Source organism: Bradyrhizobium sp. USDA 3311, from assembly GCF_054062495.1.
In genome coordinates this window covers 4496566-4514450 of record NZ_JBSSFI010000001.1, presented here as the reverse complement: position 1 = coordinate 4514450, position 17885 = coordinate 4496566, and the positions used below count along the sequence as shown (strand labels likewise).

General features: G+C 64.9%; 17 protein-coding genes. 4 read left to right on the top strand and 13 right to left on the bottom strand.

Annotation, left to right across the window (positions count from 1 at the left end):
- Positions 1-104 precede the first annotated feature (104 nt).
- On the bottom strand, positions 105-1028 hold the full coding sequence (locus tag ACVWW6_RS21365) for a LysR family transcriptional regulator (protein ID WP_271553681.1): 924 nt from the start codon (positions 1026-1028) through the stop codon (positions 105-107).
- 213 nt (positions 1029-1241) lie between these two features.
- Here ACVWW6_RS21365 and ACVWW6_RS21360 point away from each other — a divergent pair, with 213 nt between their 5' ends.
- Genes ACVWW6_RS21360 through ACVWW6_RS21350 form a run of 3 tightly spaced genes read left to right on the top strand, consistent with a single transcriptional unit; the run spans position 1242 to position 3473 of the window.
- Positions 1242-1952: an SDR family NAD(P)-dependent oxidoreductase gene (locus tag ACVWW6_RS21360; protein WP_110116677.1), complete on the top strand. Its 711-nt coding sequence runs from the start codon at positions 1242-1244 to the stop codon at positions 1950-1952.
- Positions 1953-1971: 19 nt separating this feature from the next.
- Positions 1972-2208, top strand: coding sequence for a tautomerase family protein (locus tag ACVWW6_RS21355; protein ID WP_028173203.1), 237 nt, complete (start codon positions 1972-1974; stop codon positions 2206-2208).
- Between the two features lie 32 nt (positions 2209-2240).
- On the top strand, positions 2241-3473 hold the full coding sequence (locus ACVWW6_RS21350; protein ID WP_271553685.1) for an MFS transporter: 1233 nt from the start codon (positions 2241-2243) through the stop codon (positions 3471-3473).
- 25 nt (positions 3474-3498) lie between these two features.
- On the opposite strand, the gene ACVWW6_RS21345 is transcribed toward ACVWW6_RS21350, so the two are convergent.
- The 7 genes from ACVWW6_RS21345 to ACVWW6_RS21315 all read right to left on the bottom strand — a co-directional run bounded on the left by ACVWW6_RS21345 (position 3499) and on the right by ACVWW6_RS21315 (position 11181).
- Positions 3499-4140 (bottom strand): phasin family protein, encoded by a 642-nt coding sequence (locus ACVWW6_RS21345; RefSeq protein WP_231166542.1) that lies wholly within the window; start codon positions 4138-4140, stop codon positions 3499-3501.
- Positions 4109-4771: a nucleotide-binding protein gene (locus ACVWW6_RS21340; protein ID WP_271553687.1), complete on the bottom strand. Its 663-nt coding sequence runs from the start codon at positions 4769-4771 to the stop codon at positions 4109-4111. Before ACVWW6_RS21340 ends, ACVWW6_RS21345 begins: the two co-directional genes overlap by 32 nt.
- A 142-nt stretch (positions 4772-4913) precedes the next feature.
- Positions 4914-6380: a flavin-containing monooxygenase gene (locus tag ACVWW6_RS21335; RefSeq protein WP_271553688.1), complete on the bottom strand. Its 1467-nt coding sequence runs from the start codon at positions 6378-6380 to the stop codon at positions 4914-4916.
- A 51-nt stretch (positions 6381-6431) separates the two neighbouring features.
- Positions 6432-6851 carry a nuclear transport factor 2 family protein gene (locus ACVWW6_RS21330; protein WP_011088684.1) on the bottom strand — a complete coding sequence of 140 codons (420 nt, stop codon included), beginning with the start codon at positions 6849-6851 and terminating at the stop codon, positions 6432-6434.
- Positions 6852-7020: 169 nt separating this feature from the next.
- Positions 7021-8442 carry an adenosylhomocysteinase gene (ahcY, locus tag ACVWW6_RS21325; RefSeq protein ID WP_011088685.1) on the bottom strand — a complete coding sequence of 474 codons (1422 nt, stop codon included), beginning with the start codon at positions 8440-8442 and terminating at the stop codon, positions 7021-7023.
- A gap of 123 nt (positions 8443-8565) precedes the next feature.
- Complete coding sequence (gene metK, locus ACVWW6_RS21320; protein WP_011088686.1) at positions 8566-9762, bottom strand: methionine adenosyltransferase; 1197 nt, start codon at positions 9760-9762, stop codon at positions 8566-8568.
- 63 nt (positions 9763-9825) lie between these two features.
- A complete protein-coding gene (locus ACVWW6_RS21315) occupies positions 9826-11181 on the bottom strand; it encodes a hypothetical protein (protein ID WP_028173200.1) in 1356 nt (451 codons plus the stop codon).
- Between the two features lie 166 nt (positions 11182-11347).
- Here ACVWW6_RS21315 and ACVWW6_RS21310 point away from each other — a divergent pair, with 166 nt between their 5' ends.
- Entirely contained in the window at positions 11348-13066 is a 1719-nt protein-coding gene (locus ACVWW6_RS21310; RefSeq protein ID WP_456681362.1) for a caspase family protein, read from the top strand.
- Between the two features lie 125 nt (positions 13067-13191).
- Here the strand turns inward: ACVWW6_RS21310 and ACVWW6_RS21305 are convergent, their stop codons facing one another.
- Genes ACVWW6_RS21305 through ACVWW6_RS21285 form a run of 5 tightly spaced genes read right to left on the bottom strand, consistent with a single transcriptional unit; the run spans position 13192 to position 17699 of the window.
- Positions 13192-14310, bottom strand: coding sequence for a cobalamin-independent methionine synthase II family protein (locus tag ACVWW6_RS21305; RefSeq protein WP_011088689.1), 1119 nt, complete (start codon positions 14308-14310; stop codon positions 13192-13194).
- A gap of 21 nt (positions 14311-14331) precedes the next feature.
- The gene (locus ACVWW6_RS21300) at positions 14332-15048 is read right to left on the bottom strand and encodes an ABC transporter ATP-binding protein (protein WP_110116682.1); all 717 of its coding nucleotides are present in this window, start codon (positions 15046-15048) and stop codon (positions 14332-14334) included.
- Positions 15041-15796 (bottom strand): ABC transporter ATP-binding protein, encoded by a 756-nt coding sequence (locus ACVWW6_RS21295; protein ID WP_271553694.1) that lies wholly within the window; start codon positions 15794-15796, stop codon positions 15041-15043. Before ACVWW6_RS21295 ends, ACVWW6_RS21300 begins: the two co-directional genes overlap by 8 nt.
- Positions 15793-16821, bottom strand: a complete 1029-nt coding sequence (locus ACVWW6_RS21290) for a branched-chain amino acid ABC transporter permease (RefSeq protein WP_271553695.1) — start codon at positions 16819-16821, stop codon at positions 15793-15795. Before ACVWW6_RS21290 ends, ACVWW6_RS21295 begins: the two co-directional genes overlap by 4 nt.
- A gap of 8 nt (positions 16822-16829) precedes the next feature.
- Entirely contained in the window at positions 16830-17699 is an 870-nt protein-coding gene (locus ACVWW6_RS21285) for a branched-chain amino acid ABC transporter permease (protein ID WP_011088693.1), read from the bottom strand.
- Between the last annotated feature and the right edge of the window lie 186 nt (positions 17700-17885).

Sequence of the window (17885 nt, the reverse complement as noted above, 5' to 3'; positions counted from 1 at the left end):
GCTAGGACTCATCCGTTAAATCCGCGTTAACCGTCAGGGCAGCATCGCCGATTCAGCCCGGCAGCCGTATACGCAAAACAACGCATTGCCGGGCGCGCAGCGGCTCAGCGCGCATTGATGCTCTTCTTCAGCAGCGCGAACTGCTTCTTCAGCCGAGGCACGGCAAAGTCGGTGAACGCCCGCACCTTGGGCACCGAGAGCCGCCCCTGCGGGCAGATCAAATGCGCGGGCATCTCCGGATCCTGGTCGGCGGCCAGTACGATCTCGAGCTCGCCGCGCGCGACCTGCTCGGCGACCTGGTACGAATACATCCGCGCGACGCCGCGCCCGGCGACCGCGGACGCCACGGCCGCATAGGTGCTGTTGACGACGAGCCGCGGCGTGAATTGAACCGTGCGGGCTGCCGACGAGCCCGCCTGTGGCGCGAAGGTCCAGGAATTGGGCAGATGCGCCATCGCCACGATCTGATGCTTGGCGAGATCGCCGGGCTCGGTGATGCGCGGATGCTGCTTTAGATAGCGGGGAGCAGCCACCACGACACGGCTGATCTCGCCGATCCGCATCGCCACCATCGCCGAATCCGCGAGATGGCCAATGCGAAGCGCGATGTCGACGCCCTCCTCGATCAGGTTGACCGCGCGGTCGAACAGCAGAAGCTTTGCCGACACGGTCGGATAGGCGTCGAGAAACGCATCGAGGATCGGCCGCAGCACCATCTCCCCCGAGACCACCGGCGCCGTGATGGTGAGCAGGCCGCGGGGAGCCGCGCGCGGCCCGGCCGCGAAGTCGTCGGCCTCCTCCAGCTCGGTGAGCACGCGGCGGCAGATCGCGACATAGCGCTCGCCTTCCTCGCTCAGCTTGATCGACCGCGTCGTCCGGTGCAGCAGCTCGGCGCCGACCCGCTCCTCCAGGAAGGCGATGGCGCGGCTCACCGCCGCCGGCGAGCGGCCGAGCTTGCGCCCGGCGGCGGCGAGGCTGCCCTCGTCCACCGCAAGGACGAACACCTTCATCGCATCCAGACGATCCATACGCTTCCCGCCGCACCATCAAATTCCGGTGACAAGCTAGGCGTTCGCCCGCGCCGCGACAACCGCCGCCGCGGCCGATCCGGCATTCGTTCGCGCCGCGTAACAGTGTCTGCCGGACAACGTGTATTCGCAGCCGGGCCGCCGCGGCGTACCTCAGCGCGCAGGCCAGCAGCCGCTGGCACAGGTTCTGAAACCCAACAACAGGAGTCCGTCATGGGTATCGAGCAGAAGGTCGCCATCATCACCGGTGCATCGCAGGGCATCGGCGCCGCCCTGGTCCAGGGTTTTCGCGATCGCAATTATCGCGTCGTCGCAACGGCGCGCTCCATCAAGCCGTCGGGCGACGACGACGTCCTCGCCGTTCCCGGCGACATCGCCGACCGGGCCACCGCCGAGCGCGTGGTTTCGCAAGCCGTCGCCCGCTTCGGCCGCGTCGACACGCTGGTCAACAATGCCGGCATCTTCGTCGCAAAGCCGTTCACGCAGTACACCGCCGAGGACTACGCGGCGGTGATGGGCACCAACGTCGCCGGGTTCTTCAACATCACGCAGCTCGCCATCGCCGAGATGGAGAAGCAGGGTTCTGGCCATATCGTGCAGATCACGACGACCCTGGTCGATCACGCCAATTCCAACGTGCCCTCGGTGCTGGCCTCACTGAGCAAGGGCGGCCTCAACGCCGCGACCAAATCGCTCGCGATCGAATACGCGAGGCGCGGCATCCGCGTGAACGCAGTGGCGCCCGGCGTCATCAGGTCGCCGATGCATCCGGTTTCGACGCATGCCGAGCTCAGCGCGCTGCATCCGGTCGGCCACATGGGCGAGATGTCCGACATCGTCGATGCCGTGCTCTATCTCGAGGGTGCGTCCTTCGTCACCGGCGAGATCCTGCATGTCGACGGCGGCCAGAGCGCCGGCCACTGAGCGCGAGAGGAGAGACACCATGCCCATCGTCACCATTCAAGTGACCCGCGAAGGAACGACGCCGGGCGCGGCGTCGCTCACGGCGGAAGAGAAGGCCGCGCTGATCAAGGGATCGAGCCAGCTCCTGCTCGACGTGCTCGGCAAGCCGCTCGATTCCACCTTCGTCGTGATCGAGGAAGTCGACACCGACAATTGGGGCTGGGGCGGCCTGCCCGTGCCGGAATTCCGGCGTCGCCGCGCCGCCCAGACTGGATGATCCGCGCGCGATCGAGCGCGCAGGAGGATGACATGACCAACGCAGATACGAAGCAGCAGGTTGAGACCCGGCCGCATCAGCGGCCGGGATCGGAATCATGGCAGATTTGGCGATATGCGGTGGCGGGCTTGTCCGCCTCGCTGGTCGGACTTGGCCTCGCCCGCTTCTCGTACACGCCTCTGATCCCGGCGCTGATCGCGGCAAAGTGGTTCAGCGCGTCGGATGTCGTCTATCTCGGCGCGGCGAATCTTGCCGGTTACCTTGCGGGCGCACTCGCGGCCCGGGCCGTCGCCACCCGCGTCGGCGCGGTCGGCGCGTTGCGTGCGATGATGCTGCTCGCAACGCTCTCTTTCTTTGCCAGCTCCGCCCCGGTGTCGTTCTCCTGGTTCTTCGCCTGGCGCTTCCTGTCGGGTCTCACCGGCGGCGTCATCATGGTGCTGGCGGCGTCCGTCATCCTGCCGCACATTTCGGCCGCGAGGCGCGGCATCGCCGGCGGCGTGATCTTCGCGGGCGTCGGCCTTGGCGTCGCCGCGTCGGGCACGCTGGTGCCGCTGCTGCTGCAACAAGGCCTGCAGCAGAGCTGGTATGGTCTTGGCGCCCTCTCCGCCCTGCTCACCCTCGCAAGCTGGTGGAACTGGCCTGCGGAAACGAAGGCTAGTGCTGCGCCTTTGCATCACGCGAAGCACCACCATGCATCGACGGCGGCCCGCGCGCTGCTGGTCCAATACGGCCTCGACGCGGTGGCGCTGGTGCCGCACATGGTGTTCATCGTCGATTTCGTGGCGCGCGGGCTCGGCCAGGGCATTGCCGCGGGATCGCGCTACTGGGTGCTGTATGGTCTCGGCGCGATCGTCGGCCCGCTCGTCACCGGCCATCTTGGCGACCGGTCAGGCTTCGGTCCGGCGCTGCGCGCAGCCTTCCTGATCGAGGCGGCGGCCGTGCTGCTGCCGACCGTCAGCACCGCGCCGGTTTCGCTGATCGTGTCGAGCATCGTGGTCGGCGGCTTCACGCCCGGCATCGTGCCGCTGGTGCTCGGACGAATCCACGAGCTGGTCCCGCACGCAACCGAGCAGCAGCGCGCGACATGGAGCCATGCCACCACCAGCTTTGCGCTGTTCCAGGCGGCCGCGGCTTACGGCTTCTCCTGGATCTATGCGCAGACCGGGGGCGACTATCTCGTGCTGTTCGGTTTAGGCGGCGGCGCAGCGGTCCTGGCGCTCGCGATTGATCTCGGCCTCGCACTGATCGTCCCGCGCAGATCCTGAGCGCGATGACGGCAGGCGAGCGGTGCTACCCGGCACCGGGCTTTGTCATGATTTGAGCAAGCGATCGCAGCAGCTCGGTTTGCTTCAGGACCAACTCACATTGCTGTCGCGCATGCGTGCTCGACAGCTCAACCAACTCCGCCAGGGTTCTCGCACGGCCCAACTCCCGCGCATACTCCAAGGTCGCGCCCGCATTGACTTTCATCAGTTCGAGCACGACGACGCGACACTCAGCCGCCGTTCCAATTGCCTCGATGAGGTGGCCTTCTCCGGCGGCGATTCCATTGGCCTCCGATGCCACATCGGCCAGCCGTGGCTTGGCGAGGTCCCTGGCATAATCCAGCGCAGCGTGAGCACCAGTCTTCATGCCGTCCAAAGCACGCGCCTGACAATCCTTGGCGATGTCCACCATGAGATCAATGGTGGTAGTGCCCGGAGGTTCAGGTCTTGCAGCGATGACGCCGGCCGCTTCTTGTACCGGAACAGTCATCGGAGCGGGCGCAGCTTGCGCGATCTGCGGCGCATCTTGCAGGACGGCGGAGACCGAGCCCGGCGGCATCGCCAAGCCCTCGTCGACGGCGCGGCTCACTTCGGCCGCCAGCTCCACCAGCGAGCGACGCCCGGCGCGTGCAACGTCAGCAGGCTGTCTTGAGCGCGGCTTGCCCATGATCATTCGACTCCACGATAAGGCGCTCCGAGATCCAACCCCACAGGGCCGCAATTTCCTCCGAGGCTTTTCCCTCCGGCGCGTACTCGGTTACGCCCAGCCCTGCCCCGAGCGCATCCTGGTGGTCGTTGCGCTGCCCAATGAAGGGGAGCGCAAGCAAGCCGAGCGAGTTGAGCGACGTGGCAGCTTCGCTCAACCGGCCCCCCCGTGTGGGCGCCTGATTGAGGATGAAGGCAAACCGGCGATCGAGCCTGCGGGTAGCGATCAGCGTTGGTATTGCGGCTTCGATATCGGCCGGGCTCGGACGAGCCGGGATGAGACAAAGATCGGCACTGGCAATGGCGCGCGCCGCCAAGGCATTGTTCGTGGCAGCTGTGTCGATGATTGCGAGCCCAACCCCTTCGGCCTTGAGGCGGGATATCACCGGCTCGATTTCGCTGGGATCGGTGACGCAATCGACGCGAGGATAGGGCTTCTCACGGCGCCCTTTCCATCTCGAGATCGTACCTTGCGCATCCGCCTCAATGAGAGCGACGCGCTCGCCGCGCTGCATCGCTGCCACCGCCAGCCCAACGGACAGCGTGCTCTTGCCGCTTCCGCCTTTCTGCGTGACCAGAGCAAGGATGTACATGTTCCGCGTTCTCCTCAGGACGGCAACAACGTGGAACTCAGACACCGCCGGAAATAAACTTCTTGCAGCGCAAAAATTCTACCCCAAGTCGCGATTCGTCTCAAGCGATCGCGAGCCTCTCCCGGTAATTTACGTAGCAAGATCAGGAGTATTGCATCACACCGTCGTCGATCCGGCCGAAGCGCAAGGAGACGATGTCGAGGGCATAGTTCTGGTACAGCCGCCACGGCTGCTTCGAGCCCTGCTTCGGCATCTTGGCGACCGAGCGCTGCACGTAACCCGAGGTGAAATCGAGCGACGGCTGCGCGGTGATCGTCGGATCGTCATTGTGCGGCATGCACTGGCGGAAATTGTGCCGGTCCATGTAGTTGATGAGCCGGCAGACATATTCGCAGGTGAGATCGCATTTCAGCGTCCAGGACGCGTTGGTGTAGCCGAAAGCCGACGCCATGTTGGGCACGTCGGCATACATCATGCCCTTGTAAGTCAGCGTATTGGCGAAATCGACAGCGCGGCCGTCGACGCTGATCTCGAGACCGCCGACGACCTGGAGCACCAGCCCCGTCGCGGTGACGATGATATCGGCCGCGAGCTCCCGGCCGTCCTTCAGGCGGATCCCGTCGCGGGTAAAATTGTCGATCTCGCTCGTGACGACGGAAGCCCGCTGCTCGCGGATCGCCTTGAACAGGTCGCCATCCGGCACGAGGCACAGCCGCTGGTCCCAGGGATTGTAGCGCGGCGTGAAATGGGTCGCGACGTCGTAGTCCGGGCCGAGCGCCATCTGCACGCCTTTGAGAATGAGGTCCTTCACCTTCGCGGGCCTGCGCCGGCTGAGCTGGAAGAAGAACATCCCCCACATCACGTTGCGCCAGCGGATCAGATGATAGGCAAGCCGCGCCGGCAGGTTGCGGCGCAATTTGTTGGCGACGGGGTCCTGCGCCGGACGCGACACCACATAGGTCGGCGAACGCTGGAGCATGGTGACCTGCGCCGCCTTCTTGGCGAGCTCCGGCACCAGCGTCACCGCGGTCGCGCCCGAGCCGATCACGACGACGCGCTTGCCGGCGTAGTCGATGTCCTCGGTCCATTTCTGCGGATGCACGATGCGGCCGGCGAAATCCGCCGCGCCCTTGAACTCCGGCGTATAGCCCGCCTCGTATTTGTAATAGCCCGAGCACATGAACAGGAAATTGCAGGTGAAGCGCACGACCTCGGTCGCGCCCTCGCCCGTGATGCGCTCGGCCTCCACGGTCCAGCGCGCATCCGACGTCGACCACGCCGCACGCTTAACGCGATGGCGGAAGCGGATGTGCTTCGCGATGCCGTTCTCGGCCGCGGTTTCGCGCACATAGTTCAGGATCTGCGGCCCGTCGGCGATCGCCTTCGGATCAGTCCAAGGCTTGAACGAATAGCCGAGCGTGAACATGTCGCTGTCCGAACGGATGCCGGGATAGCGGAACAGATCCCAGGTGCCGCCGATGCAGTCGCGGCCCTCGAGAATGACGTAGCTCTTGCCCGGGCACTTCGCCTGAAGATGATAGCCCGCGCCGATGCCGGACAGGCCGGCACCGACGATCAGCACGTCGACATGTTCTTTGGCTTCGGCCATCGCGTTTCTCCCTCCACACAGGATGGGCGGCGCCGCGCCGAATTGCAACCGTCAGGTCGCTGCGGCGACCACGCAGGCCGTATCGAAATACTCGTAGAATTCGATCGCCTTGCCGTCCTTGAAGCGCCAGAAATCGAGCTTGGGCGTTTCGGCGAGTTTTCCGGTCCGCTTGTTGATCCAGGCGCAGGAGCCTCGCGCGACGACCGCGTCGCCCTGCGCCACGTATTCATTTATCGTGTAATGCTGCATGCTCCACTCGGACAGCAGCGTGTCGAAATAATCGCGGAGCTTCACGCTGTCGTGGTATTCCGTGGCAAATGCCAGCGGCTCGACGCCGCGCGGGATCGAGGCAAAGTTGATCTTCGGAGCAACGACGACGTCGAACCAATGGTCGACGCTACCTCCCTTGCTCTCGTTCCACCGGTGATAGGCGTCCTGCAAGATCTTGACGTTAGCGGCCTCGTTGGACATCGCACTTCCTCCACAATGCTTTCGGTGTCAGACAATATGTGCCGGGCAATGGGCCGCCCGCTGCAAAGGTGGCAGGCTTTTTCTGGCTCTACCTGAGAGCGTATCAGACGGGTGGGCAACAAAAAAGCCCCGGATCGCTCCGGGGCTTTGATGTTTCGATGAGGCTGGCTCAGTAGCGGTAGTGATCGCTCTTGTACGGGCCTTCCTGCTTCACGCCGATATAGTCGGCCTGGTCCTTGCGCAGCTCGGTGAGCTTGACGCCGATCTTGGCGAGGTGGAGGCGCGCGACCTTCTCGTCGAGGGTCTTCGGCAGCACGTAGACTTCCTTCTTGTACTTGCCGTCCTTGTTGTTGGCGAACAGCTCGATCTGCGCCAGCGTCTGGTTGGTGAAGGACGCCGACATCACGAAGGACGGATGACCCATCGCGTTGCCGAGGTTCACGAGGCGCCCCTCCGACAGCATGATGATGCGGTGCTTGTCGGGGAATTCGATCTCGTCGACCTGCGGCTTGATGTTGGTCCACTTCAGGTTACGCAGACCCGCGATCTGGATCTCGTTGTCGAAGTGGCCGATGTTGCAGACGATGGCGCGATCCTTCATCGCGCGCATGTGCTCGATGGTGATGATGTCCTTGTTGCCGGTCGCGGTGACGAAGATGTCGGCGCGCGGGGCGGCGTCCTCCATGGTCACGACCTCGTAGCCTTCCATCGCGGCCTGGAGCGCGCAGATCGGATCGACTTCGGAGACCATCACGCGGCAGCCGGCCTGGCGCAGCGAGGCGGCCGAGCCCTTGCCGACGTCGCCGAAGCCCGCGACCATCGCGACCTTGCCCGACATCATCACGTCGGTGCCGCGGCGGATGCCGTCGACCAGCGATTCACGGCAGCCATAGAGGTTGTCGAACTTGGACTTGGTGACGCTGTCGTTGACGTTGATCGCCGGCCACAGCAGCGTGCCGGCCTTCTGCATGTCATACAGACGATGCACGCCCGTGGTGGTCTCTTCGGAAACGCCCTTGATGCTCTTGGCGATCTCGGCGAAGTAGCCCTTCGGCTTTTCCTTGAGCTGCTTCTTCAGAAGCGCGAAGAAGACTTCCTCTTCCTCGGAGCCGGGCTTGTCGAGGAAGGCGGTGTCGCCGTTCTCGGCACGCAGACCGAGATGGACGTACATGGTGGCGTCACCGCCGTCATCGAGGATCATGTTCGGATGACCGCCGCCGTGCCAGTCGAACAGCTTGGCGGTGTAGTCCCAGTATTCGGTCAGCGTCTCTCCCTTGACGGCGAAGACGGGAATGCCGGCGGCCGCGATCGCGGCGGCAGCGTGGTCCTGCGTCGAATAGATGTTGCAGGAGACCCAGCGAATGTCGGCGCCGAGTGCTGCCAGCGTCTCGATCAGCACCCCGGTCTGGATCGTCATGTGCAGCGAGCCGGCGATGCGCGCGCCCTTCAGCGGCTGCTTCGGGCCGAACTCCTCGCGGGTGGCCATCAGGCCGGGCATCTCGGTCTCGGCGAGCGAGAGTTCCTTGCGGCCGAAATCGGCGAGCGAAATGTCCTTGACGATGTAATCGGTGAAGCCGGGCTTCGCGTTCATAGGGGGTTCCTGTTTGTTTGACTCGTCATTCCGGGGCGCTCGCGAAAAGAGCGAACCCGGAATCCGGAGGATCGAGATTCCGGGTTCGCCGCTGTCGCGGCGCCCCGGAATGACGCAAGTGAACTAGAGCGCGCGCTTCAGCTGCTCGACGAGATCGGTCTTCTCCCAGGAGAAGCCGCCCTCGTTGTCGGGTGTACGGCCGAAATGGCCGTAGGCCGAGGTGCGCGCGTAGATCGGGCGGTTGAGGTCGAGATGGCTGCGGATGCCGCGGGGCGTGAGATCCATCGCCTGCGCCGCCGCCTTCTCGAGCTGTTCCTCCGGCACTTTGCCGGTGCCGTGGGTGTCGATGTAGATCGACAGCGGCCGCGCCACGCCGATGGCATAGGCAAGCTGCAGCGTGCAGCGGTCGGCGAGACCGGCAGCAACGATGTTCTTGGCGACGTAGCGCGCGGCGTAGGCCGCAGAACGGTCGACCTTGGTCGGATCCTTGCCGGAGAACGCACCGCCGCCATGCGGGGCCGCGCCACCATAGGTGTCGACGATGATCTTGCGGCCGGTCAGGCCGGCGTCGCCGTCGGGACCGCCGATGTAGAACTTGCCGGTAGGGTTGATGTGCCAGATGGTCTTCGGCGTGATCCAGTCCTTCGGCAGCGCCTCGCGCACATAAGGCTCGACGATGTCGCGCACCTGGCTGGAGGTGAGGTCCGGCACCAGATGCTGGTGGGAGACCACGATCTCGCGCACGCCGACCGGCTTGCCGTTCTCGTACTGCACGGTGACCTGGCTCTTGGAATCCGGGCCCAGCACCTTCTCGCGGCCGGAGTGGCGCGCTTCGGAGATGAGGCGCAGGATCTTGTGGGCGTAGAAGATCGGCGCCGGCATCAAGTCAGGCGTCTCGTTGGTGGCGTAACCGAACATGATGCCCTGGTCGCCCGCGCCTTCTTCCTTGACCTCACCCGGCTGAAGCGCGTCGACGCCCTGGGCGATGTCGGCCGACTGCGGATGCAGCAGAATCTCGATGTCGCAGGTCTTCCAGTGGAAACCTTCCTGCTCGTAGCCGATGTCCTTGATCGCGGCGCGCACGACGCCCTCGATCTGCTCGTTGGTGACGGACTTCGGGCCGCGGGTCTCGCCGGCGATCACGACCTTGTTGGTAGTCGCGAGCGTTTCGCAGGCGGCGCGGATTTGCCACGGGTCGATGCCGGCTTTCGGCCCCTCGCGGTAGAACAGATCGACGATTTCATCGGAGATCCGGTCGCAGACCTTGTCCGGATGGCCCTCGGACACGGACTCGCTGGTGAAGAGATAGGACGCGCGCATCAAGAAACCCCTTGTTCCGCCACTGCACGGCGGTTCGTTTGCGATGTTTACCTTTGGATTATGTCAATCACGCCGGCGCGAGATGACGTAGGATTCGTCAAGAAACCAGAGCCCGTTGTACTTTCTCAGCACGTCCCTGGCGGCATCCAGAGTGCGGCCGTTTTGAGTCATTTCTGCCAACCGGTCGTCCTCGATCTGAGCGACATACACCGCCGCATTCCACGCTGCAAAGGCCGTCGAGGTTCCGATAGTACCCGTCACCTCGTTGGGCAGCGCTTCCATATCATACCTGAAGATCGAGCGGTTGTCCGCGTAGGCATTAAAATTTAGGTCGCGGCCCAACGATCCGAGCTCGTACTTAACTGCGCGCAATAGCTCATGACGACTGACCGCGAAAGGATTTTCTCCGGGCCAGATTGCCTGGATCATTTCCATGCCCGGATCGTGACCATGGGAGTGAATACCGATCAGGCGCCCCCCCGGCCGCAATGCCCGCGCCAGAGGCGCAATGATCCGCTTTGCCCGGAAATTGACCGAGGACAGCGCACGGTATGGCTGGGATGCAATAACGAGGTCGAAATTGGCCTCGGTCTGGCCCGGCCGCGGAATGGTCGAATCCAGCAGGAACCGGTGATCCTCGCGATAGAGCACCAGGACGACCGGCCGCTCGTAGAGCGGCATGGCCGTGCGCGGGCTGATCGCGGCGCGCCAGTTCTGCTCCAGGAACGGCCGCAGCTCTGCGATCTGCTGCTCGAACTCGCCCGACGAGGCGCCACGTAGCGGAACCTCGTGCCAGACGGTGGCGGCCGCCGCTGCGGGCGATGCCGGCGTGAGCCAGGGCGCCTCCGAATAGAACATGTTGGTGAAGACGAACACCGACGCAGGATGCTCGAAAATGCGATCCGGCACCTTCTCCAGCGTCAGGCGCAGGTCCTCGAGACTGAGCTCCTTGCCGGCGACATAGAACGGCATGTGCGGAAAGCGCTGGTGCGTCGCGCGCAGCACCCGCGCCAGCACCGTGCCGTCGCCGACGCCGGCGTCGAACAGGCGCAGCGCCGGCGGGCGCGGATGGATGGCGGCCAGTTCCAGCGCAACCCGGTCCGCGATCACCCGCTTTTCGCTACAGGTGTGGACGAACAGCAGATATTTCTGCCGGTTCTCGAAGAAACGGAAATTACCACGCGGATCGCGCTTTTCCGGAGGCACCTGAAGGCCTCGTGGCGGCGGCACGCCGCCGGCCATCGACGCCGCCATATAGGCCTGGATCCGCTCCAGCGTGTCGATGGTGATGCGCTTTCCCTCGCGCAGGCGATGCACCAGCTTCCCATCGTTCACCGCGCGCCGGCCAAACGTCGATTCCGCCATATCCGCCTTGCGGCAGAACTCGGTGATCTGGCTCAGGATTTCGTCGTTTTTCATGAGTGGGAAGGTGGTGGGCAGCGATGTTGGGTCCCACCTCTTAGCAAAGTCTGCCCACCGGGGGAATACCCTCGCTTGCTTCACCCCAGGTCCAACGACGGGAGCGTGAACCCCGGCGCACCGCCGGGCAACAAACAAGCACTTCTCCTCTTACGGGACGACCGCCATGCGCCGCCTGCTCGTCGCGCTCTGCCTGCTCACCGTCGTGCTGGGGTCGACGTCCGCCCTGGCGCAGGCGCGCAACCAGCTCGGGCCGCTCTGCACCACCGAGACCACCCCGGCGGACAAGATGGTCGACGCCTGCACCAAGATCATCGCGCTGAAGGTGTTCAAGGGCGAACAGCTCGCGACCGTCTATTTCTGGCGCGCGGTGGGCTGGAACAAGAAGGGCGACTACGCCAAGGTCATCACTGATGCCACGGAGGCGATCCGGCTGCAGCCGACCCAGGCGGTCTATAACCTCAGGGGCTCGGCCTATTACGACAAGGGCGACTACGACATCGCGATCGCCGATTTCGACGATGCGCTGAAGCTCGGACCTCCCAGCGGCATCATCTTCCACAATCGCGGCAACGCCTGGCGGGGCAAGCACGACTACACCAAGGCGATCGCCGACTACGACATGTCGATCAAAGCCGATCCGAAATCGGCGTTCTCGTTCCAGAACCGCGGCATCTCGAAAGAAGGACTCGGCGATCTCGAGGGCGCGCTCGCCGACATCAACCAAGCGATCCGGCTCGACCCGACGCTGCCGCAGCCGCTGATCAACCGTACCTCGATCTGGCGCGCCAAGGGCGATCTCGATCGCGCCATCGCCGATGGCAGCGAGGCGATCCGGCTCGCCGAGAAAAAGCCGCCGGCCAACATCATGACGCCGCCGAACAGCGTGCTCATCTCGGGCTATACTCATCGCGCGCTGGCCTATGAAGCGAAAGGCGACTACGCCCGCGCACGCGACGACTACAAGGCGACGCTGGCGATCGTGGCGTCGGACGCCGGCAGCAAGGCCAACCAGGCGACCGCAAAAGTGCGGCTGTCGCTGGTGAGCGATGCAGCTGTGCCGATCCCGCGCGATGCGCCCTCGCCCACGACGCAGCCGACAGCGGCCCCTGCCCCGCAGCAGACCGGCGCGGCATCCGCGCCCTCGCCTGCTCCGGCCGTGCGCGGCACGCGCATGGCGCTGATTATCGGCAACGGCGCCTATGCGCATGTGAAGGCGCTGCCCAATCCACCCAACGACGCCCGCGCGGTCGCCAAGAGCCTGCGCGACATCGGCTTCACCGTGTCGGAGGGCGTCGACCTCGACCGCGCCGCGATGCAGAAGATGACGCGCGACTTCCTGCGCGAGGCGGCGCGGGCGCAAGTCGCCGTGGTCTACTATGCCGGCCATGGCGTGCAGGTGAACGGCCGCAACTATCTCATTCCCGTCGACGTCGAACTCAAGCCGGGCACGGCCATGACAGAGGCGATGATCGACATGGACACGATCATGGCCGGCCTCGACGATCAGGTCCGCACCAACATTTTGATTTTCGATGCCTGCCGCAACAACCCGATGGCACAACAGGTGGCTTCAGCCTCTGCCAATCGCAGCATCGAGGGCGCCTCGGGCCTCGCGGCTCCAACGAGCCTCGGCGCCGGGGCGACACTCGGCGCCGGCACGCTGATCGCTTTCGCCACCGCACCGGGCCAGGTCGCGCTCGACGGCGACGGCGCCAACTCGCCGTTCTCCGCCGCGCTGTCCCGTCATATCGGCACGCCCGGGCTGGAGGTGCAGCAGATGCTCACGCGGGTGCGGGCGGAAGTGGTCTCGACTACGAAGAACAAGCAAGTGCCGTGGTCGAATTCGTCGCTGCTGGGTGAGGTCTACCTGGCGGAGAAGTGACGATGCGCTTGCGCATCGTCATCCCGGGATGGTGCGCAAGCACCACACCCGGGATCTCGAGATCCTCAGGTGCGCAAGCGCGCACCATAGTTCGCGCTACGCGCGCCCCGGGATGACGCTGTGCCTCAGTTGCCCCACACTTCCTTCGCGATCTCCACCGCAAGGCTCAGCTTGGCCCACTGCTCTTCCTCGGAGAGGATGTTGCCCTCCTCGGTCGAGGCGAAGCCGCATTGCGGGGACAGTGCGAGCTGCTCCAGCGGCGCGAACTTGGCGGCTTCTTCCAGACGGCGCTTGATGTCGTCCTTCTTCTCGAGCTCACCGAACTTCGAGGTGATGACGCCGACCACGACGACCTTGTTGCCCTTGGGCAGGAAGCGCAGCGGCTCGAAACCGCCGGCGCGGTCGCTGTCGTACTCCAGGAAGTAGCCGTCGTAATTGGTGCCGGCGAGCATGGTCTCGGCCACCGGCTCGTAGCCGCCCGAGGAGATCCAGGTCGAGCGGAAATTGCCGCGGCAGACATGTGTCGTCACCACCATGTCGGCGGGCTTCTCGGCCAGCGCGTAGTTGATGATGCGCGCATAGATCTGCTGGAGACCGTCCGGATTGTCGCCGCGCTCGCGCGCCTTCTGCAATTCGTCCGGCGAGCAGAGATAGGCCCACACGGTGTCGTCGAACTGGAGATAGCGGCAGCCGGCGTCATAGAACGCCTTCACGGCCTTCCGATAGGTCTTGCCGAGGTCCTCGTAGAAGGCATCGAGATCGGGATAGACGTCCTTGGAGATCGACTTGCGGCCACCGCGGAAGTGCAGCACCGCCGGCGAGGGGATCGTCATCTTGGCGGTGACGTGGGCCTGGTCGGCGCACTTCTTCAGGAAGCGGAAATGGTCCAGCATCGGGTGGTCGTCGGGGAAGTCGAGCTTGCTGATCACGCGGACCGCATCGTGACGGGTCTGCACGCCGGCGAACTGGATGCCGGTGTCGGGGTGAAACAGCTCGCAGCCGGTGAGCTTGGCCAGAAAGTCGAAATGCCACCAGGAGCGGCGGAATTCGCCGTCGGTCGCAAGCTTCAGCCCGACCGAGGCCTGCTTGTGCACGACCTTCTCGATCTCCATGTCCTCGATCTTGCGCAGATCGTCGGCCGAGATCTCTCCCTTCTCAAGCCTGGCGCGGGCTTCCTTGATCTTGGCGGGGCGCAGGAGGCTGCCGACCTCATCGGCACGGAAGGGGGCTTTGGTTCGCTGCATTCTTGAACTCCCGAGGATTTTTTAGTGGGCCGCCGCCCCTGCGACTCCGAGGTGGCGCTCCAGGACCGAGGGGTCGGCCTTCAGCGCGGCGCTCGGGGCGTCGTGGACGATCGTTCCGCGTTCCAATATCACAACACGGTCGGCGAGCCCCAGAATCTTTTGCGCATTCTGCTCGACGATGATCGAGCAGATGCCGCCGGCGCGGGTGATGGCCCCGATCGCCTTCAACAGCTCCTCGACGATGATGGGGGCAAGGCCCTCGGTCGGCTCGTCCAGCAGCAGGACCTTCGGGTTGAGGGTCAGCGCGCGGCCGATCGCCAGCATCTGCTGCTCGCCGCCGGAGAGCTGGTTGCCAAAATTGCCCCGCCGCTCCTTCAGCCGCGGAAACATCTCGTAGACCTTCTCGACCGTCCAGGGACCGGGCTGGGCCACCGCGGTCATGTTCTCCTCGACCGTGAGCGAGCGGAAGATATTGCGCTCCTGCGGCACCCAGCCGATGCCAGCGCGCGCCCGCTGGTCGGGTCGGAGCGTGGTGACATCCGTGCCGGCGAGCGCGACGGTGCCGGAGAAGCGGCGGGTGACGCCGACGATGGAGTTGATCAGCGTGGTCTTGCCGGTGCCGTTGCGTCCGAGCAGCGCCAGCACCTGCCCTTCGGCGAGGCGCAGGGACATCTTCGGCAACACCACCGCCTCGCCATAGCCCGCGCGCAAGGCTTCGATCTCGAGCAGGTCAGACATTGACCGCCTCCTCGCCGAGATAGACCGCCTTGACCTGCGGGTCGCGCGCGACCTGCTCGGGCGGGCCTTCTGTGAGCAGCGCGCCGGAGACCAGAACCGAAATCCGGTCGGCGAAGGAGAATACGAGATCCATGTCGTGCTCGATCAGCAGCACCGTGACGTCGCGCGGCAGGCTGCCTACGACGGCGAGAATGTCGTGGCGCTCGCTCTCGGGCACGCCGGCGGCGGGCTCGTCGAGCAGCAGCACGCGCGGCTTGGCCGCGATCGCGACCGCGATCTCGAGCAGGCGCTGCTTGCCGTAAGGCAGGGTCACGGTCTCTTCGTTCATCACATCGAGAAGATGGAAGCGCGTCAGGAGATCGGCGATCTCGCCGTTGACGTCGCTGCGCGTGCCCATCCGCCGCCACCAGTCGCCGCCATGGCCGAGGCGCTCGGAGACGGCAAGGCCGATGGTCTCGAGCGGGGTCAGGTCGGGATAGAGCTGGTTGATCTGGAACGTGCGCGACAGGCCGCGCAGCACGCGCTTGTGCACCGGCACGTCCGTGATGTCCTGGCCTTCCAGCAGGATGCGCCCGGAGTTCGGCTTCAGCACGCCGGTGAGCTGGTTGATGACAGTGGTCTTGCCGGCGCCGTTCGGGCCGATCAGCGCGTGGCGGGCGCCCTGCTCGATTCTGAGCGAGAGATCGCGGGTGACGCGCAGGCCGCCGAACTGCTTTTCGAGGTTCTGGGTTTCGAGCGCGATGGTCATGCGTCGCTCTCCGGCACGGCGACGACCGCCTTGCGACCGGCAACCTGCTTGATGATCAGGTTCGGCACATACAGCACCCAGCGATGCAGGCGCTGGCGGCCGACCAGCACGATCACGACCAGCACGAGGCCGATCCAGAACTGCCAGTATTGCGGGGTGATGGTGGAGAACAATTCCTGGAGCATACGGAACACCACCGCGCCGACCAGCCCGCCATAGAGATAGCCGGTGCCGCCGATGACGAGCACCAGCATCAGGTCGGCGGAGCGTTCGAAGGCAAACACGTCGAGCGAGGCGATCGCGGTGGTCTGGGTGAACAGCGCGCCTGCGATGCCGGCATAGAACGCCGCCAGCGTATAGATCGCGATCAGGCGCCGGTTGACGGGGATGCCGATCGCCGCGGCCCGCAGCGGATTGTTCTTGATCGCACGCAGCGACAGGCCGAACGGCGAATGCACGACGCGGCGGGCGAACAGGAACAACACGAACAGCACGGCCAGCGAATAGAAGAAGCCGGCCTTGCCGAACATGTCGAACGGAATCTCGCCAAAGATCGGCTGCATCTCGATGCCCTGCAGGCCGTCGGTCCCGCCGGTGATGTTGGAGAAGCGCTCGGCGAGCGCCTCCAGCAGCAGCGCGATGCCGAGCGTCACCATCAGCCGGGTGAGATCGACGCCGCGGATCACGAGGAAGCTGGTGGCGAAGCCCAGCACCATCGCGGCAATGCCGGCCAGGATCAGCGCAAGCACGGGCTCGTTGACGATCCCGTGAAGAGCAAGCAGCCCCGCCGCATAGGCGCCGACGCCGAAGAAGGCGGCGTGGCCGAGCGAGACGATGCCGGCATAGCCGAGGATGAGATCGAGCGACATCGCAAACAGCGCCAGCCGCAGGATGTCGGTCATGATCAGATAGCGCGTGGGAAATGCAAAGCCGCAGGCCAGCACGATCAGCCAGAAGGCGACTTCGCCATAGTGCCAGCGCGCATGGCGCTGGGCGTGATAACCGACGTCGGAGGAGGCGCTCATCGGCGAACTCAACGCGCGGCCGTGCGGCCGAACAGGCCGTTCGGGCGCCAGATCAGGATCACGATCATCATGGTGTAGATCACGAAGGGGCCCATCTTCGGCACGTAGTACTTGCCGGCGACGTCGCCGATGCCGAGCAGGAGCGAGGCCAGGAACGGGCCGGTGATCGAGGACGAGCCGCCGACGGTGACCACGATCAGGAAGTAGATCATGAACTTCAGCGGGAAATACGGGTCGAGGCCGAGGATCTCGGCGCTGAGCGCGCCACCGAGGCCGGCGAGCCCGCAACCGAATGCAAACGTGAAAGCGAACACCTGCGGCACGTTGATGCCGAGGCCGCTGGCGGCGCGCGGATCGTCAACGGCGGCGCGCAGCCGGCTGCCGAAACGGGTCTTGGCCAGCACCATCTGGAGCGCGATGGTGAGCAGACCGCAGATCACGATGATCATCAGCCTGTAACGGCCGATGCCGACGCCGAACAGGTCGAACTGACCCTGGAGCGCGGCCGGCAGGTTGATGAAGACCCGCGACGAGCCCTGGATGTAGTCCACGGCCGCGACCGACATGAAGGTCAGGCCGATGGTGAACAGCACCTGGTCGAGATGGCTGCGCGTATAGAGATGGCGGTAGAGCGTACGCTCGAGCACGATGCCGATCGCCGCCGACGAGACGAAAGCGAGCGGCAGCGCGGCGAAGAACGGCCAGCCCATCCGGTTGACCAGCACCATGCAGACATAGCCGCCGGTCATGGCGAAGGCGCCGTGGGCGAGGTTGACGAAGTTCATCAGGCCGAGCGTGACCGCGAGCCCGCAAGCGAGCACGAACAGCAGCATGCCGTAGGCAACGCCATCGAACAGGTTGGTGAGGATAGAGGTCATCGTCTCAGCTTGGGTTATCGGTCATGGCCGGGCAAAAGCACGAAGTGCGTCTTCAAACAAATGTCCCGGCCATCCACGTTCCTGTTTCGGCTCTCGCGTGGATGCACCGGTCAAGCCCGGGCATGACGAGAGCGGGGCGCGAGATCCCGGGCTCGCGCCAATGCGCGCCCCGGGATGACGCGCTTT

Excerpts from the sequence above, each read along its gene's own strand:
- ACVWW6_RS21365 (WP_271553681.1), bottom strand. The coding sequence starts at position 1,028 with ATGGATCGTCTGGATGCGATGAAGGTGTTCGTCCTTGCGGTGGACGAG.
- ACVWW6_RS21360 (WP_110116677.1), top strand. The coding sequence starts at position 1,242 with ATGGGTATCGAGCAGAAGGTCGCCATCATCACCGGTGCATCGCAGGGC.
- ACVWW6_RS21355 (WP_028173203.1), top strand. The coding sequence starts at position 1,972 with ATGCCCATCGTCACCATTCAAGTGACCCGCGAAGGAACGACGCCGGGC.
- ACVWW6_RS21350 (WP_271553685.1), top strand. The coding sequence starts at position 2,241 with ATGACCAACGCAGATACGAAGCAGCAGGTTGAGACCCGGCCGCATCAG.
- ACVWW6_RS21345 (WP_231166542.1), bottom strand. The coding sequence starts at position 4,140 with ATGGGCAAGCCGCGCTCAAGACAGCCTGCTGACGTTGCACGCGCCGGG.
- ACVWW6_RS21340 (WP_271553687.1), bottom strand. The coding sequence starts at position 4,771 with ATGTACATCCTTGCTCTGGTCACGCAGAAAGGCGGAAGCGGCAAGAGC.
- ACVWW6_RS21335 (WP_271553688.1), bottom strand. The coding sequence starts at position 6,380 with ATGGCCGAAGCCAAAGAACATGTCGACGTGCTGATCGTCGGTGCCGGC.
- ACVWW6_RS21330 (WP_011088684.1), bottom strand. The coding sequence starts at position 6,851 with ATGTCCAACGAGGCCGCTAACGTCAAGATCTTGCAGGACGCCTATCAC.
- ahcY (WP_011088685.1), bottom strand. The coding sequence starts at position 8,442 with ATGAACGCGAAGCCCGGCTTCACCGATTACATCGTCAAGGACATTTCG.
- metK (WP_011088686.1), bottom strand. The coding sequence starts at position 9,762 with ATGCGCGCGTCCTATCTCTTCACCAGCGAGTCCGTGTCCGAGGGCCAT.
- ACVWW6_RS21315 (WP_028173200.1), bottom strand. The coding sequence starts at position 11,181 with ATGAAAAACGACGAAATCCTGAGCCAGATCACCGAGTTCTGCCGCAAG.
- ACVWW6_RS21310 (WP_456681362.1), top strand. The coding sequence starts at position 11,348 with ATGCGCCGCCTGCTCGTCGCGCTCTGCCTGCTCACCGTCGTGCTGGGG.
- ACVWW6_RS21305 (WP_011088689.1), bottom strand. The coding sequence starts at position 14,310 with ATGCAGCGAACCAAAGCCCCCTTCCGTGCCGATGAGGTCGGCAGCCTC.
- ACVWW6_RS21300 (WP_110116682.1), bottom strand. The coding sequence starts at position 15,048 with ATGTCTGACCTGCTCGAGATCGAAGCCTTGCGCGCGGGCTATGGCGAG.
- ACVWW6_RS21295 (WP_271553694.1), bottom strand. The coding sequence starts at position 15,796 with ATGACCATCGCGCTCGAAACCCAGAACCTCGAAAAGCAGTTCGGCGGC.
- ACVWW6_RS21290 (WP_271553695.1), bottom strand. The coding sequence starts at position 16,821 with ATGAGCGCCTCCTCCGACGTCGGTTATCACGCCCAGCGCCATGCGCGC.
- ACVWW6_RS21285 (WP_011088693.1), bottom strand. The coding sequence starts at position 17,699 with ATGACCTCTATCCTCACCAACCTGTTCGATGGCGTTGCCTACGGCATG.